This window comes from Mesorhizobium sp. M0771 (genome assembly GCF_040320155.1).
Classification (GTDB): Bacteria; Pseudomonadota; Alphaproteobacteria; order Rhizobiales; family Rhizobiaceae; genus Mesorhizobium.
Window position 1 is genome coordinate 59,348 of sequence record NZ_JAMYPC010000010.1, and the last position, 13,675, is coordinate 73,022.

17 protein-coding genes are annotated in these 13,675 nt (G+C 63.1%); 6 read left to right on the forward strand and 11 right to left on the reverse strand.

The genetic code is table 11. From position 1 onward, the window contains the following. Positions 1-309: 309 nt before the first annotated feature. A complete protein-coding gene (ybgC, locus tag NKI05_RS16895; protein ID WP_023673845.1) occupies positions 310-780 on the reverse strand; it encodes a tol-pal system-associated acyl-CoA thioesterase in 471 nt (156 codons plus the stop codon). Positions 781-845: 65 nt separating this feature from the next. On the opposite strand from ybgC, the gene NKI05_RS16900 reads away from it, so the two are divergent. Beyond that, the gene (locus tag NKI05_RS16900; protein ID WP_023742242.1) at positions 846-2,096 is read left to right on the forward strand and encodes a glycoside hydrolase family 5 protein; all 1,251 of its coding nucleotides are present in this window, start codon (positions 846-848) and stop codon (positions 2,094-2,096) included. 144 nt (positions 2,097-2,240) lie between these two features. On the opposite strand, the gene NKI05_RS16905 is transcribed toward NKI05_RS16900, so the two are convergent. The 6 genes from NKI05_RS16905 to NKI05_RS16930 form a co-directional block, all read right to left on the reverse strand. Next, complete coding sequence (locus NKI05_RS16905; protein WP_023726179.1) at positions 2,241-3,140, reverse strand: metallophosphoesterase; 900 nt, start codon at positions 3,138-3,140, stop codon at positions 2,241-2,243. 134 nt (positions 3,141-3,274) lie between these two features. Then, positions 3,275-4,312 (reverse strand): Holliday junction branch migration DNA helicase RuvB, encoded by a 1,038-nt coding sequence (gene ruvB / locus NKI05_RS16910; RefSeq protein WP_023700287.1) that lies wholly within the window; start codon positions 4,310-4,312, stop codon positions 3,275-3,277. 43 nt (positions 4,313-4,355) lie between these two features. After that, positions 4,356-4,976, reverse strand: a complete 621-nt coding sequence (gene ruvA / locus NKI05_RS16915) for a Holliday junction branch migration protein RuvA (RefSeq protein ID WP_023668770.1) — start codon at positions 4,974-4,976, stop codon at positions 4,356-4,358. 10 nt (positions 4,977-4,986) lie between these two features. Continuing rightward, positions 4,987-5,493 carry a crossover junction endodeoxyribonuclease RuvC gene (gene ruvC, locus NKI05_RS16920; RefSeq protein ID WP_023668769.1) on the reverse strand — a complete coding sequence of 169 codons (507 nt, stop codon included), beginning with the start codon at positions 5,491-5,493 and terminating at the stop codon, positions 4,987-4,989. 66 nt (positions 5,494-5,559) lie between these two features. Continuing rightward, positions 5,560-6,090, reverse strand: coding sequence for a protease adaptor protein RcdA (rcdA, locus tag NKI05_RS16925; protein ID WP_023668768.1), 531 nt, complete (start codon positions 6,088-6,090; stop codon positions 5,560-5,562). 385 nt (positions 6,091-6,475) lie between these two features. Then, complete coding sequence (locus NKI05_RS16930) at positions 6,476-6,856, reverse strand: hypothetical protein (protein ID WP_023668767.1); 381 nt, start codon at positions 6,854-6,856, stop codon at positions 6,476-6,478. A gap of 311 nt (positions 6,857-7,167) precedes the next feature. Between NKI05_RS16930 and NKI05_RS16935 the strand changes: the two genes are divergently transcribed. Then, complete coding sequence (locus NKI05_RS16935) at positions 7,168-7,719, forward strand: DUF2269 family protein (protein WP_023694595.1); 552 nt, start codon at positions 7,168-7,170, stop codon at positions 7,717-7,719. A 7-nt stretch (positions 7,720-7,726) separates the two neighbouring features. Here the strand turns inward: NKI05_RS16935 and NKI05_RS16940 are convergent, their stop codons facing one another. Beyond that, complete coding sequence (locus NKI05_RS16940) at positions 7,727-8,497, reverse strand: sulfite exporter TauE/SafE family protein (RefSeq protein WP_023668765.1); 771 nt, start codon at positions 8,495-8,497, stop codon at positions 7,727-7,729. Positions 8,498-8,713: 216 nt separating this feature from the next. On the opposite strand from NKI05_RS16940, the gene NKI05_RS16945 reads away from it, so the two are divergent. After that, entirely contained in the window at positions 8,714-9,211 is a 498-nt protein-coding gene (locus NKI05_RS16945; protein ID WP_023728625.1) for a GNAT family N-acetyltransferase, read from the forward strand. Here NKI05_RS16945 and NKI05_RS16950 read toward each other — a convergent pair. Next, complete coding sequence (locus NKI05_RS16950) at positions 9,168-9,605, reverse strand: Lrp/AsnC family transcriptional regulator (protein WP_023747291.1); 438 nt, start codon at positions 9,603-9,605, stop codon at positions 9,168-9,170. The genes NKI05_RS16945 and NKI05_RS16950 overlap by 44 nt on opposite strands. 129 nt (positions 9,606-9,734) lie before the next feature. Here NKI05_RS16950 and NKI05_RS16955 point away from each other — a divergent pair, with 129 nt between their 5' ends. The 3 genes from NKI05_RS16955 to NKI05_RS16965 all read left to right on the forward strand — a co-directional run bounded on the left by NKI05_RS16955 (position 9,735) and on the right by NKI05_RS16965 (position 12,553). Further along, the gene (locus NKI05_RS16955) at positions 9,735-10,652 is read left to right on the forward strand and encodes a DMT family transporter (RefSeq protein ID WP_023684172.1); all 918 of its coding nucleotides are present in this window, start codon (positions 9,735-9,737) and stop codon (positions 10,650-10,652) included. Positions 10,653-10,794: 142 nt separating this feature from the next. Then, entirely contained in the window at positions 10,795-11,442 is a 648-nt protein-coding gene (locus NKI05_RS16960; protein WP_023684171.1) for a thiamine phosphate synthase, read from the forward strand. A 46-nt stretch (positions 11,443-11,488) separates the two neighbouring features. Beyond that, positions 11,489-12,553, forward strand: a complete 1,065-nt coding sequence (locus NKI05_RS16965) for a tetratricopeptide repeat protein (RefSeq protein ID WP_352792709.1) — start codon at positions 11,489-11,491, stop codon at positions 12,551-12,553. Between the two features lie 9 nt (positions 12,554-12,562). On the opposite strand, the gene NKI05_RS16970 is transcribed toward NKI05_RS16965, so the two are convergent. Next, the gene (locus NKI05_RS16970) at positions 12,563-13,240 is read right to left on the reverse strand and encodes a zinc-dependent alcohol dehydrogenase family protein (RefSeq protein ID WP_031205297.1); all 678 of its coding nucleotides are present in this window, start codon (positions 13,238-13,240) and stop codon (positions 12,563-12,565) included. Further along, entirely contained in the window at positions 13,234-13,578 is a 345-nt protein-coding gene (locus NKI05_RS16975; protein WP_050594079.1) for an alcohol dehydrogenase catalytic domain-containing protein, read from the reverse strand. The genes NKI05_RS16970 and NKI05_RS16975 overlap by 7 nt, the downstream gene beginning before the upstream one ends. Positions 13,579-13,675: the final 97 nt, after the last annotated feature.

Below are 13,675 nucleotides of genomic sequence, written 5' to 3' on the forward strand. Positions count from 1 at the left end.
TCAGTCCTTAAGATTTTCCGGGCATCGCTGGCGGCTGGCCCATGGGCATCCCTTGTGGTCCCTTCGCGCTTGGCTTCCGGATTAACCCCAAAATGCACCGTTGGCGGCCTTTTCAGGGCAAATATTGGTGAAAGGAAGGCGCGCGGATTCTTCCAATCTTCACCGATCTCTTCATGAACCGTTATGGTTAAGGATGGGTTAGGAAATATGGCGCGGCGCATTGCCGCGCCAAGGCACGACGCGGGCCATCCATCCACAATCGAATGCGCTGCCGATTGGCCGCTCGTTGCCGGCCGGCAGGCCTGGATATCAGCTTGCTCCTGGTAGAAAGGCCGCGATCCATTCTTTCGGAAAGCGCTTCGGCCGGCCGTTCTCGCCGATGATCGCCGCCTCGACCTTTGCTTCGACCAGAACCTCTGTCCCGCGTTTCAATTGCTGCGCCATGACGATGCGGGCGCCGGAAATATCCTGCGTTGATGTGTCGATGGTCAGGATGTCGTCCATGCGGGCAGGCGAGCGGAAATCTATCTCCATCCGCCGCACCACCCAGACGATCCGTTCGCCGTGCTTGCCTTCGTGAAGTTCTGTGTGGTGGACGCCCGCCAGCCTGAGATAGTCCGAGCGGCCGCGCTCGAAGAATTCGAGATAGCGCGCGTGGTAGACGACGCCGGAAAAATCGGTGTCGGCATAATAGACTCGCGCCATCAGCCGATGGCCGAATTCCGTCAAGGCTCCGGAAAGCCCGCCGGCAAGCGCCGCCGATTCACCATGATCGTCCATCGCGCTTTCCTTTTTGCCCCCGGCGGGGCACCTGTCTTGCCAAAATCACCAGCGCAGCAAACCGGATGGCACTGTTGACGGCGATGATCAAGACCGTGATGGCAGCGCTGCTGGTGCTGGCGGCGTCTGCGCTTCCCGGTCAGGCCGCTAGCTTTTCGATGAAGCGCGGCCTCAACCTCGACCAGTGGACGACCTGGGTCGGGGAAGACAAATGGAACGACCGACAAGCCATCCTGCCCTATCCGGAATGGCGCAAGTTCCTGAACGAGGATGACCTCAAGGCGCTGAAGGCCGCCGGTTTCGACTTTCTGCGCATGCCGGTCGATCCCTCGCCGTTTATGTCGGATCAGACACTGGCGCTGCGTGACGACCTTTATGCCAGCGTGCGGGACTCGGCGCGCATGATCAACCGGGCCGGTCTGAAAGTGATCGTCGACATGCACCTGATCCCGGCCGGCGGCGGCCGCGAGATCGGCATGGGCCAGGTGATGGACGATCCCGCAACCTTCGACGCCTATGTCGAGGTCGTCCGCAAAATGGCGCGCACGCTTGCCACTGAGGACCCGGCGCAGGTCGCTTTCGAGCCGATGAACGAGCCTATCGTCGACTGCGACAGCGAGGGCACCAGCCTGTGGCCGGAGCGTCAGCAAAAGCTGTTCGCGGCCGCGCGCGCCTCGGCCACCAGGCTGACGCTGATCCTGACCGGCGCCTGTTATTCCAGTGCGGCTTCGCTGGTCAGGATCGACCCAAAGTCGATCCCCGACGACAACATCATCTGGACCTTCCACTCCTACGACCCGTTCCTGCTGACGCATCAGGGCGCGACCTGGGCCGGCGATTTCATTCTCTATGTTACCGGCCTGCCCTATCCGCTGACCGCGGTGCCGCGCGCCGAGCTCGATGCGACGCTGGATGCGATCCGCGCCAAGATAAAAGCCGAGGCGCCACGGACCAGACGGAACGGCCTGCTCGCCTATCTCGATGAACAAGTCGCCAGCATGGACACGGACGAAAAGCTGCTCGGCGTCATGGATGCGCCGTTCGAAAAGGTCGAGGCCTGGGCGAAGGCCAACGCCATCAAGCCGGAAAACATCACGCTGGGCGAGTTCGGCATGATCCGCCAGGAATATGGCAATCCCTATGTGATGCCGCCCAAATACCGCGCGGCCTATGTCAAGGACATGATCGCGCGCGCCGAGGCGCATGGCTTCTCATGGTCGGTGTGGAGTTTTGGCGGCGCCTTCGGCATCGTCGACGCTTTCAACGGCGAAAAGGCCGAACCCGCCGTGATGGATGCGATCCGCTCGCTCCATTAGCCCTAGGGCATGTCGAGATTCAGGTCAGGCCGAGTCGAAAATGAGGGGTCCGAAAACCGGAACGGAGCGGACTTTGGTCCGTGACTACCGGAAGCGCAGGAACACCTCATTTGCAGGCCGGCATCACCTGAATACCGGCATGCCCTAACCGAGGTCGATCTGCAGGATCTCCGGCCGCATGCCAAAGCGCACCGGCGCGATGCTGAAGCCGAGTCCGCCTGACACGATCAAATTGCGGTCATTCTCGACGACATGGCCATAGGCAAAGCGGTTGCCGAAGCGGGACGGCACCACCGGTGAATAGCCGAACAGCCTGACCTGCCCGCCATGTGTGTGGCCCGACAGCGTCAGCGAAACCCGCCACGGCACTTTCGGGAAAATGTCAGGCTCATGCGCAAGCAGGATGATCGGTGCCTGGTCGGTGATCTTGGCCAGCGTGCCGTCGAGATCGTCCAGGCCTTCAAATCTGTCGCGGCCTGCGGCCTTGTTCGGTAACAGTGCCAGCTGGTCGGCGAGCCCGGCGATCCAGAAGCCGTATCCATCCTTTTGCAGGCGCACGGCGTCGTTCTCCAGAACCGAGATGCCGGATTCCTCCAATGCCTTGCGCGCCACAGTCCCCGCTCCGGCCTGCTGCGCGAAAGGATCGTGCCACCAGTCGTGATTGCCGAGGATCGACAGCACACCAAGCGGCGCCTTCAGTCCTGACAAGGCCGGCGCCCATTCATGGGCCTCCACCCGGTTCGTCACCAGGGACATGCCTGAGAAATAGTCGCCGAGCAGTACGATCAGATCGGGCTTCAGCACGTTCGCATCTTCGACGAGCGAAGCGATCCGCTCAGGCGTCATCCAGGGACGGCAGGCGTGAATATCGGCAAGTGCTACGACGCGCAGCTTGAGATCTGCAGGCCAATGCGGCGGCGTCAGCTGGTAGCGCTTCACATGCGTCAACAGCATCGGCTCGATGCCGACCGCATAGGCACTGAGCGAAGCCAGCGAGAGGAACGAACCTCCGGCGAATTTCAGGAACCCGCGTCTGGTGATCACTTTTCTGGCTCCGACCTTGATCGGAGCAGTTCGCGCCGACATTGCGACGCCCGATACAATCGAGGAATGCGCCTTCACGCTGGCAGGTTTGAGGAGATTCTGCACAGAAATCCGTTCCGAAGAACAAATGTCCGTTACTCTTCCTGGAACAGGTTGATCTGCTGCTGTGCCAGATCCTTTGGCGCGTCGAGGCCGAGATGGCGCCAGGCGTTGGCGGTCAGCACGCGGCCGCGTGGCGTGCGTTGGATGAAACCCTGCTGGATCAGATAGGGCTCGATAATGTCCTCGATGGCGTCGCGCGGCTCGGAGAGGCCGGCGGCGATGGTTTCGATGCCGACCGGCCCACCACCGAAATTGCGCGCGATCATCGAGAGATAGCGGCGGTCGAGTGCGTCGAGGCCGAGCGCGTCGACCTCGAGCCGGGTGAGAGCTTCGTCGGCAATCTGCTTGTCGACGTGGCCGTCGCCGGCGACGGAGGCGAAATCGCGCACGCGGCGCAACAGCCGGCCGGCGATGCGCGGCGTGCCGCGGGCGCGGCGCGCAATCTCAAGCGCGCCGTCGTCGCCGAGCGGCATTTGTAGGATACGGGCGCCGCGGCGCACGATCTGCTCCAGTTCCTCGACCGAATAGAAATTAAGCCGCACCGGAATGCCGAAGCGATCGCGCAGCGGGTTGGTCAAAAGGCCGAGCCTGGTGGTGGCGGCAACGAGCGTGAAGCGGGCAAGATCGATCTTGACCGAGCGTGCCGCCGGACCTTCGCCGATGATCAGGTCGAGCTGGAAATCCTCCATCGCCGGGTAAAGGATCTCCTCGACTGCCGGATTGAGCCGGTGGATCTCATCGATGAACAGCACATCGCGGTCTTCGAGATTGGTGAGAAGTGCGGCGAGATCGCCGGCCTTGGCGATCACCGGACCGGAGGTCGAGCGGAAATTGACGCCGAGCTCGCGCGCCATGATCTGCGCCAGCGTTGTCTTGCCAAGCCCCGGCGGCCCGACGAACAGCACATGGTCAAGCGCCTCGCTGCGGCCCTTGGCGGCCTCGATGAAGACTTTGAGATTGGCCCGCACTGCGGCCTGGCCGACGAAATCGGCGAGCGTCTGCGGCCGCAAGGTCTGCTCAGCATCCTCGCCGCGCTTTTCCGGGGCAATGAGGCGGGGTGAAAGGCTCATGCGGCCTTCCTCGCACAGGGCAAAGGACCGGACAAGCAATCACTCACCGCGCCAGTTCCTTCAGCCCGAAACGAATGAGCTTCGAGGCATCGGCGTCCTCGCCGGCCGTCTTCAGCGCCGCCGCGACAGCATTGGCTGCTGTGTCGCGCGAATAGCCGAGATTGACCAGCGCCGAGACGGCGTCGGTAATCGGCGCCGGCGCCACGCCTTCGCCGAGCTCCTGCTTAAGGCCGATGGTGCCGGAGGCGGTTCCGGCATAGGCCGGCGCCTTGTTCTTCAACTCGGTGACGATGCGCTCGGCCACCTTCTTGCCGACGCCGGGCGCGCGGCTGACCATGGCGATGTCGCGCAGCGCGATCGCATTGGCGAGGTCTGCCGGCGCCAGCGTCGACAGGATGGCCAGCGCCACCTTGGCGCCGACGCCTTGCACATTGCTCATCAACAGCCGGAACCATTCGCGCTCAAGCACCGACTGGAAACCGTAGAGCCGGATCATGTCCTCGCGCACATAGGTCTCGATGAACAGCACCACCGCCTCGCCGGGCGAAGGCAGCGCGGCCAGCGTGCGCGCCGAGCAATAGGCGACATAGCCGACGCCGTGCACATCGACGAGGCAGAAATCCTCCTCGATCTCGTCCAGCGTGCCTTTCAATTTGCCGATCATGCGTGATCCCTCATGCCAGCGCCATCCTGTAGGCGACGCTTTGCCGGTGATGCGCGTGGCAGATGGCGATAGCCAACGCGTCTGCGGCATGTTCGGTGTCGAAAACGGCTTTCGGCAACAGCACCTTTACCATCATGTGGATCTGCTTCTTGTCGCCATGGCCAACGCCGATCACCGCCTTTTTGACGGCATTGGGGGCATATTCGGCCACAACAAGGCCGGCGCGCGCCGGCACCAGCATGGCTATGCCGCGCGCCTGGCCGAGCTTCAGTGTCGCCACCGCATCCTTGTTGACGAAGGTTTGCTCGACGGCCGCTTCCTGGGGCATGGCCGCATGCAGGATCTCGGCCAGCCCGTCATGCAATTGGCAGAGCCGTGTCGCCAGCGCCGCCTTGTCGTCGGAGCGTACAGTGCCGGAGCTGATAAAGCGCAGCGAGTTGCCGAGGCTCTCGACGATGCCCCAGCCGGTGCGCCTCAGCCCCGGATCGATACCGATAATGCGAATCGCTTCCCTCATGCGCGAAGTCTACCTCCGGCGCACAGCGATGTCAGCGAAATGTGAACAAACCGGAAACGGAGGCGTTTAACCTCGAGCAAAAGCCGTGTTCAGCAGCGTGATCTGGTCGGAAACCGGATTGGCGCGGCGGGCGGCGGCAGGCGTCTCGGCAAACGCGCCGCCATAGATCTCTTCGTCCATGCGGCGCACCAGCGCCTGCAGGCGCAGCGAGCGGGTGACGAGGTCGAGGAAATCCTTCGGCAGTTCGCCCCAGCCGACCGCTTCGTCATGCGCCGAGGCGGTGTCGAGACGCACCTTGGATTTTTCCGAAGCGACCTGGTCGCGGGTCATCTCGCCGGAATTTGCCGCCCGCTGCAAAAGCAGCCAGGAGGCGACTTGCATCAACCTTGTGGTCAGCCGCATCGATTCGGCCGCATAGAGCGTCGCCGCCAGCCTGGACAGCTTCTTGGCCTCGGCCCGGCCCTTGCCGTCAAGATACTCGGCTGCCTGTTCGACCAGGCCCATGCCTTCCTGGTAGAGCGGTTTGAAGGATTGGGAGAAAACCCGGCGTTCCGCCAGCTTGATGGTTTTCGCGATGCCCTTCGAAGGCTCGTTCATCGATACGCCCCTGCACTGCCCCGTCGGCTGATTCGGCTTCTCGCCGTCACGCCGGCACCCTAGATGACTGAAGCTTGAAAATGCGCTTCGCCGCCGGCGAAGGCAAGCACATGTTTAACAAACGGTTAACGCCTGCGCAGGGGCGCCAAGCGGACCAAAAGCAGACAAAAAAAGAGCCGCGGATAAGGCGGCTCTCAGGAGTTTAACAGGGAGGCGTCAAACGAAGTGGCTCCAACCACTCGGTAAGAATCCAGATCACTGGATGGACATAGTAAACACCTGTAAAGCTTAATGAACCCTTAACGGCGCGGATATTTCTTGATCGACCGCTGCCCTTCTGTGCCGTATCAGCACAACGGTGCCCTAAGCCTGATCGTCGGCTTGTTCATGCCTTCTTCCACACAGCCGGCAAGGAAATGAAGGCGAACAGCAGCATTGCCGCATAAAACCCCATCGAGGAGGAAGCCAGCACCGGCTCGATCTCCGGATGGCCGGCAAGTTCAAAGTAAAGCCCAATCATCAGTGCGATGCCGCAGATTGCCGTCAGCCAGAAATGCACGACGGCAATCGTCTTTTGCCCGACCGCTGGAAACAGGTGGTAGAAGAAGGCAAACACCGCCGACATCAGCCAGCCCGCCACCATGGTGTGCGCGTGGGTCGGCATCTGCCCATGGTCATTGGAGATCGCCATATGCAGGCCGAGCGCCATGCCGCACAGGGAATAGATGACGGCCAGGGTGAAGAAATTTCGTGCTACGCCTTGCATGGGATACCCTCGTTGGTTGTTGCAGACTTGGTCCGACCGCGCGCGGCCAAAATGGAGCGTCGGTCGCGAGCGGCTTAGTCCCCGCAGGTTTCAGGATCATGCCGCGAAACCAGCCAATGCCGACACGGCGTCTATCCGGCAAATGCCGGGTATTGTGCGGGCTGGCGGTAAAATCCGGCGACGGCGCCACCGCAACAAGCCGGCACCCACGCGGCATCTTCTGGATACATGTACGGAGATAATCCGCCCTCCTTCGGAAGCAGACGCGCGATAGCAGCGTTTACCCCCGGAACGATGCACAAGGAGCGGCAATGGACTGGTATTCTCTCTTCAAATTCCTGCATGTCATGGCAGCGATCCTCTGGCTCGGCGGCGGTTTCGCCATGCTGCTGGTTTCGATACTCGCCGATCGCGACGGCGACGACGAGACGCTGATGGTCATGCTGAGAACGACGGACAAACTCGGCTTGCGTCTGTTCGTGCCGGCGTCTATCGCGACCCTGGCTTCTGGTCTGGTGCTGACTTCGCTATGGACCGGCTTCTCCGACCTTTGGGTCGTCATCGGCCTTTGCGGCTACGCCGCCGCGTTTCTGACCGGTATCCTCGTGCTGAAGCCTTCGTTCGAAAAGCTTGCCACAATGCTTGCCGCGGACGGCATGACCCCGGCTGCCATAGCGTTTGGGCGCCGCATGATACGGATCGTCAAGTTCGATTTCGTCATCATGATCGTCGTCGTCGCCGACATGGTGCTGAAGCCGACCGCGCACGACATCGCCACTCTCGGCGCCATGGCGGTCGTGGTCGTTGGTGGTGCATCGCTGACCTTTGCGAGCGCCCCGCGAACCAAACCGGCAGCCGCCTGAGCGGGATTTAGAGCAGGCCGGCGATCCCGTCCCAAAGCAGCTTGACCGCGACCACGGCCACGGTCGCGTAGGTGAAGGGATAAAAAATCTCCGGCCGCATGCGCCGCACCAGCCAGGCGCCGGCGATGGTGGCCAGCGGCGCCAGCGGCATCAGCACGGCCGACGCCGTCAGGTTGGCGGTGTCGAACTGGCCAAGCGCGAAGTAGGGGATCAGCTTCAGCGCGTTGGTGGCGGCAAAGAAGATCGCCGATGTCCCCGACAGCACCTTCGGATCGAGCCGGATCGGCAGCGCATAGACCTGGAAGGGGGGCCCGCCGACATGGGCGACGAAGCTGGTGAAGCCGGCGACGGTGCCCCAGAAGGCGGCGGCGATGCGGTTGGGCGCCGCCGCATGGTCGGAACCGTGGCGGAACTGGAGATAGAGCCAGCGCAGCACGAAGATCAGCGCGACAGCGCCGACGATCAGCCGCACCATCTCTTCGGTTACGAGCGCTGCCGTCAGCCAGCCGAGCCCAATGCCGATCACCGCGCCCGGCATCATGTCGACCAGCATCTTTCTGTCGTAGACGCCCCACCACGTCCACACCGAAACGATGTCCATCAGGCACAGGATCGGCAGCAGGATGGCCGCCGCCTGCACCGGCGGCATGGCCAGCGCCATCAAAGGCACGCCAACGAAGCCGACAGCGCCGCCGAAGCCGCCTTTCGACAGCCCGACAAGTATCACCGCCGGAATGGCGGCGGCATAAAACCACGGATCGGCGAGCAGACCTGACATGAACTGGAAATGCTGGAGGGAAGACGGTTGCCCTGCAATAGCCCAGAAACCCTTGCGCCGCGACCGGGAAAATGCCGGCCGTGTCGATCAACTGTGCGTAAAGCGACGGTTCCGGATTTACGGCAAGATCGCCGCCGATGCATAAGGGCGCCGTCCGATGCATCAGGTTTTGACCCCAGGTTTTGGCCCCAGGTTTTTGACCCCAGGTTTTTGACAATGAGCGAACCCCACATCCGCCGCGCCGAAGCGGCCGACCTGCCTGCCATCGTAGCCATGCTCGCCGACGATCCGCTTGGCCGCAGCCGCGAGGATGCGACCGAGCCACTCGCCAAGGCCTATCGCGACGCCTTTGCCGCCATCGACGCCGACCCCAACCAGTTTCTTGCCGTGATGACGGATAGCGGCCGAGTCATCGGCACGTTGCAGATCAGCTATCTCGCCGGGCTGTCGCTGCAGGGCGCCTTGCGCGGCCAGATCGAGGCTGTGCGCGTCGCCGCGGACCGCCGCGGCGAACGGCTGGGACAGCGTCTGCTGGAATGGGCGGTCGAACAGTGCCGTGAACGCGGCTGCAAGATTGTCCAGCTGACCACCAACAAGAGCCGCCAGGACGCGCATCGCTTCTATGACCGGCTCGGCTTCAAGGCCAGCCACATCGGCTACAAGCTGGAGCTTAATTCAGTGGCGGCGGACGGCGCCGGATCGGCTGCGCCTTGATGATGGCGGTGCTGGTCTCCGCCTTGTCGGCGATGCGGTCGAGAAGCTTGTCGAGCTCGCCGATGGAGCGCACGTAGAGCCGGGCCACGAAACAGTCGTCGCCGGTGACCTTGTCGCATTCGCCGAATTCCGGGATCTCCTCGATCAGCTTCTGCACGATGTGCAGCTTGCCCGGCAGTGGCCGCACCCGCACGATCGCCTGCAGCGGAAACCCCAGCGCCTCCGGCTCGATCTCGATGGTGAAGGCGCGGATGACGCCGCGTTCCTCGAGCCGCCGGAGCCGTTCCGAGACGCTCGGCGACGACAGCCCGACCTGCTGCGCCAGATCCTTCAACGAAGTCCGCGAATCCAGGATCAGGATGTCGAGAAGCTTTCTGTCCAACTCGTCCAGCATTTTCATCTCCTAGCAAAAGGGCAGCGCGCGCCTTATTAAATAAGGTGTTGTGCGCTTATCACCTTTCATAAGGCATATAAACCCTCAAGGCGGCATGAGATTATGGCCTCAACAGATAGAGGTATTGTCATGGACAACACGGTACGCGGCACGATCGAGATGACGGCGGCGATGACGATCGTCGGCACGATCGGCTGGTTTGTCGTCATGTCGGGCCAGCCCGTCATGGACGTGGTGTTCTGGCGCTGCGCTTTCGGAGCGGTGGCGCTGCTGATCACCTGCGCGGCACTCGGGCTGCTGCGCGGCAGGCTGACGCTGCGCATTGTTGCCATCGCCGCTCTTGGCGGCGCGGCCATTGTCATCAACTGGCTGTTGCTGTTCAGCGCCTTCTCCCGCGCCTCGATCTCGATTGCCACGGCGGTCTACAACACGCAGCCCTTCATGCTGGTCGGCTTCGGCGCGCTGTTCTTCGGCGAGCGGCTGACCCTGGCCAAGCTGACCTGGCTCGGCATCGCCTTCGCCGGCATGCTGCTGATCGTGCAGACAGGGCCCGATGCGGGTGTCGGTTCCGGCATAACCGGCACAGATTATGTCATCGGCATCGTCATGGCGCTCGGAGCGGCCTTCTTCTGGGCTGTCGCGGCAATCGTCGCCAAGAAGCTCAAGGGCACCCCGCCGCATCTGATCGCGCTGATCCAGGTCTGCGTCGGCGTCGTCATGCTGGCGCCCTTCGCCAACCTCTCGCATTTGCCCGCAGATGCCTGGAGCTGGGCCATGCTGGCCACGCTTGGCGTCGTTCACACGGGCCTGGTGTACATATTGATGTACGCCGCCATCCAGAAACTGCCGACGCATCTGCAGGGGTCGCTGTCCTTCATCTATCCTGTCGTGGCGATCCTGGTCGATGTCATGGCTTTCGGCCACCGGCTGCATCCGGCCCAGCTCGTCGGCGCCGCCGCGATCCTGGTCGCCGCCGCCGGCATGAACCTCGGCTGGACTTTGTGGAAAGCCAAACCAACGGTCGAAAGCCCGCAAGCCGTCAAATGAGCGGCAGAGCGTCTTCTTGCGGGCTATCGTAAACCAAAGCCATCTCATCGATCCCCGCCCGCCTGTTCAAGGCGGGCGCTTTGTTCTATGCCGCAATGCAACCATCTTCGCCCGGCATAGGCGAAACCCGGGATCGAAAGCCATGAACGACGCAACACCCCCCAACCGCTGCCGCATCGTGCTGATCGCACCCAAGGACGCTCCGGCGCAGCGCATTGCGGCTGCCTTCGACGGCGGTGATATCGCTTCCCTGATCCTGCCTGAGAACGGCATGGACGAGGCTGCCTTCCAGGCCTTCGCAGAACAGATCGTACCGGCCGCGCAAGCGGCCGGCATCGCCGTCATCATCGCCGGCGATACCCGCATTGCCGGCCGTGTCCAGGCCGACGGCATTCATGTCGAGGTTTCCAAGGACGCGCTCGCCGAGACCATCGAACACTTCCAGGGCAAGATGATGGTCGGCGCCGGCGGCGCCAAGACGCGCGACGACGCGCTGGAACTCGGCGAAACCAGGCCCGACTACATCTTCTTCGGCCGCTTCGGCTACGACAACAAGCCGGAACCGCATCCGCGCAACCTGTCGCTCGGGCAATGGTGGGCGGACGTGATTGAGATCCCTTGCGTCGTCATGGCCGGTTCCGCCATCGCTTCGGTAGAAGCGGTGGCCGCCACTGGCGCCGAGTTCGTGGCGCTGTCCAGCGCCGTCTTGGCCGAAGGCGCCGATCCGAAGGCGGCGATTGCCGCCGCCAATGCGCTGCTCGACCAAACCGCGCCGCGCTTCGAGGGCTGACGTGCGCCGACCTGGACTTCCTCTGGCGGTTCTCGTTGCGGCCTTGATGAGCGGGGCAGCGATCGCGGCGGAAACCGTTCCGCTGCCGCAGCCGAGGCCGGACACCAGCGCGCCCGCCCTCAGCGTGCCGGATGCGGTCGCCCCCGATACGGGTGCCCCGAAAGCCGGTGCCACGGATTCCGGCGTCCATATCGAAAAGCCGATCGACACCCCGCTGCCGCAGCCCGCGACAACCGCGCCGCTGCCGTCGGCCGACGCGATCAACCCAGAGCGTTTCGGCGCCAAGCCGGCGGACCCCGCCTATGGCGCTTTCCAGCGCGGTCTTTACAAGACCGCCTACAATCTGGCGCTGGTGCGGGCCAAGAATGGCGACCCGGCGGCGCAAACGCTGGTGGCCGAGATCCTGTCGCGCGGGTTGGGCGTGCCGCTCAACCCAGCGGAAGCCGCCAAATGGTATGCGCAGGCCGCCGAGCAGGGGATTCCTGAATCGCAGTTCCAGTATGCGCTGATGCTGCTCGACGGCCGCTACGTCAAGAAGGACGAGAAGGGAGCTTATGCGTTGATGCAGGCCGCCGCCGAGGCCGGCAACCGGCTGGCGCAGTTCAACTTCGCGCAATTGCTCGTGCAGCCGGATCCGGGCGCCGCCGGCTTCGCCAGGGCTGTGCCTTATTATGAGCGTGCCGCGGCGACAGGGCTTGCCGACGCCCAGTATGCGATGGCGCAGGTTTATGCCAATGGCGTCGGCGGCAAAACCCGCGACGATGCAAAGGCCCGCAGCTTGCTGGCACAGGCTGCCAGGCAGAACTACGACACCGCGCAGATCGATCTTGCCGCCTGGATGATCGAGGGCCGGGGCGGTGTTCGCGACCTGAAATCCGGCTTCAACTGGATGAAGCAGGCAGCTGAAGGCGGCAATGTCGCTGCCCAGAACCGGTTGGCAAAGCTCTATATGGGCGGCATCGGAACCGACCCCGACCTGATCCTGGCCGGGGCCTGGTATGTGGTCGCCCGCCGCGCCGGCCTTATCGATCCGGAGATGGACGATTTCCTGCAAGGGCTGACCGACGATCAGACAAAGCAAGCCTTGCAGAAGGCCAACCGCCTGCCCTGACACGCAACGTCACTGTGTATGATCCAGCACAACCTTGCCGAAGGGAGAGCCGTGTTCGAGATGGCGAAAGGCCTGCGCTGCCTCTGCCCATGGGAAGACCCGGTCGATCACCGGCCGCAGCCGATTGACGGCGAGCGCCCGGTTCATCGCTTCGAAGGACTCGCGCGAGCCGACCGGTATGCCGCGTGCTTTCACCTGGCGTCGGAAGATGTCGAGCGGATTGATCACCCCTTCGCTGCCGCCGAGATAGCCGATGACGTTGATCTGGGCGCCGCGCGCCGACGCCTTGAGCGACTGCGCGAAACTTTGGGGACCACCGACTTCGATGATGTGGTCCGCGCCACGGCCATCGGTCAGCGCCAGCACGGCCGACGACCAGTCCGGATTGTCGCGGTAGTTGATGCCGTGATGCGCGCCGAGCTCTTTGGCCCGGACAAGTTTCTCATCGCTACTCGACGTAACGACGACCCGCGCGCCGGCCGCCTTCGCGAACTGCATGGCAAACAGCGATACGCCGCCCGTGCCGAGGCTGAGCACGGTCTCGCCCGGCTTGAGGTTGCCTTCCGTAAACAAGGCATGCCAAGCGGTGACGGCGGCGCAAGGCAATGTCGCCGCCTCTACGTCGCTGAGATGCGCCGGCGCGATGACAGCCGCCTGTTCGTCCAGCCGGGCGAATTCGCTCAGCAAACCGTCGATCGGGCCGCCGCGCTGGTAGAAGGTTCGGCCATGGCGAAGCTGCCGCCGACCCATCGCTGCCAGAACGTGCCGCAGACCCGGTCGCCAACCTTGAAGCGGCTGACCTCGGGGCCAAGCCCGACGACCTCGCCGACGCCGTCGGAAAGCGGCACCAGCGGCAAGGGGAATGTCGTGTGATAGCTGCCGCGCGCGATCTCGACATCGCGATAGTTGAGCGCCGTCGCCTTGACGCGGACGATCATCTCCTGACGGCCGGGCTCCGGCATTGGTCGTTCGACCATCTTGAGATTGTCGATGCCGCCCGGCTGCTGCAGTTCGATTGCCTTCATTGTCGTCGTCCTTTCGTTTGAAAGGAAAATTGCTTGCCAGGCGATGGATTTCAAATTCATAATGTTTACAATGATTATGCTTACGAGACATGGTTCT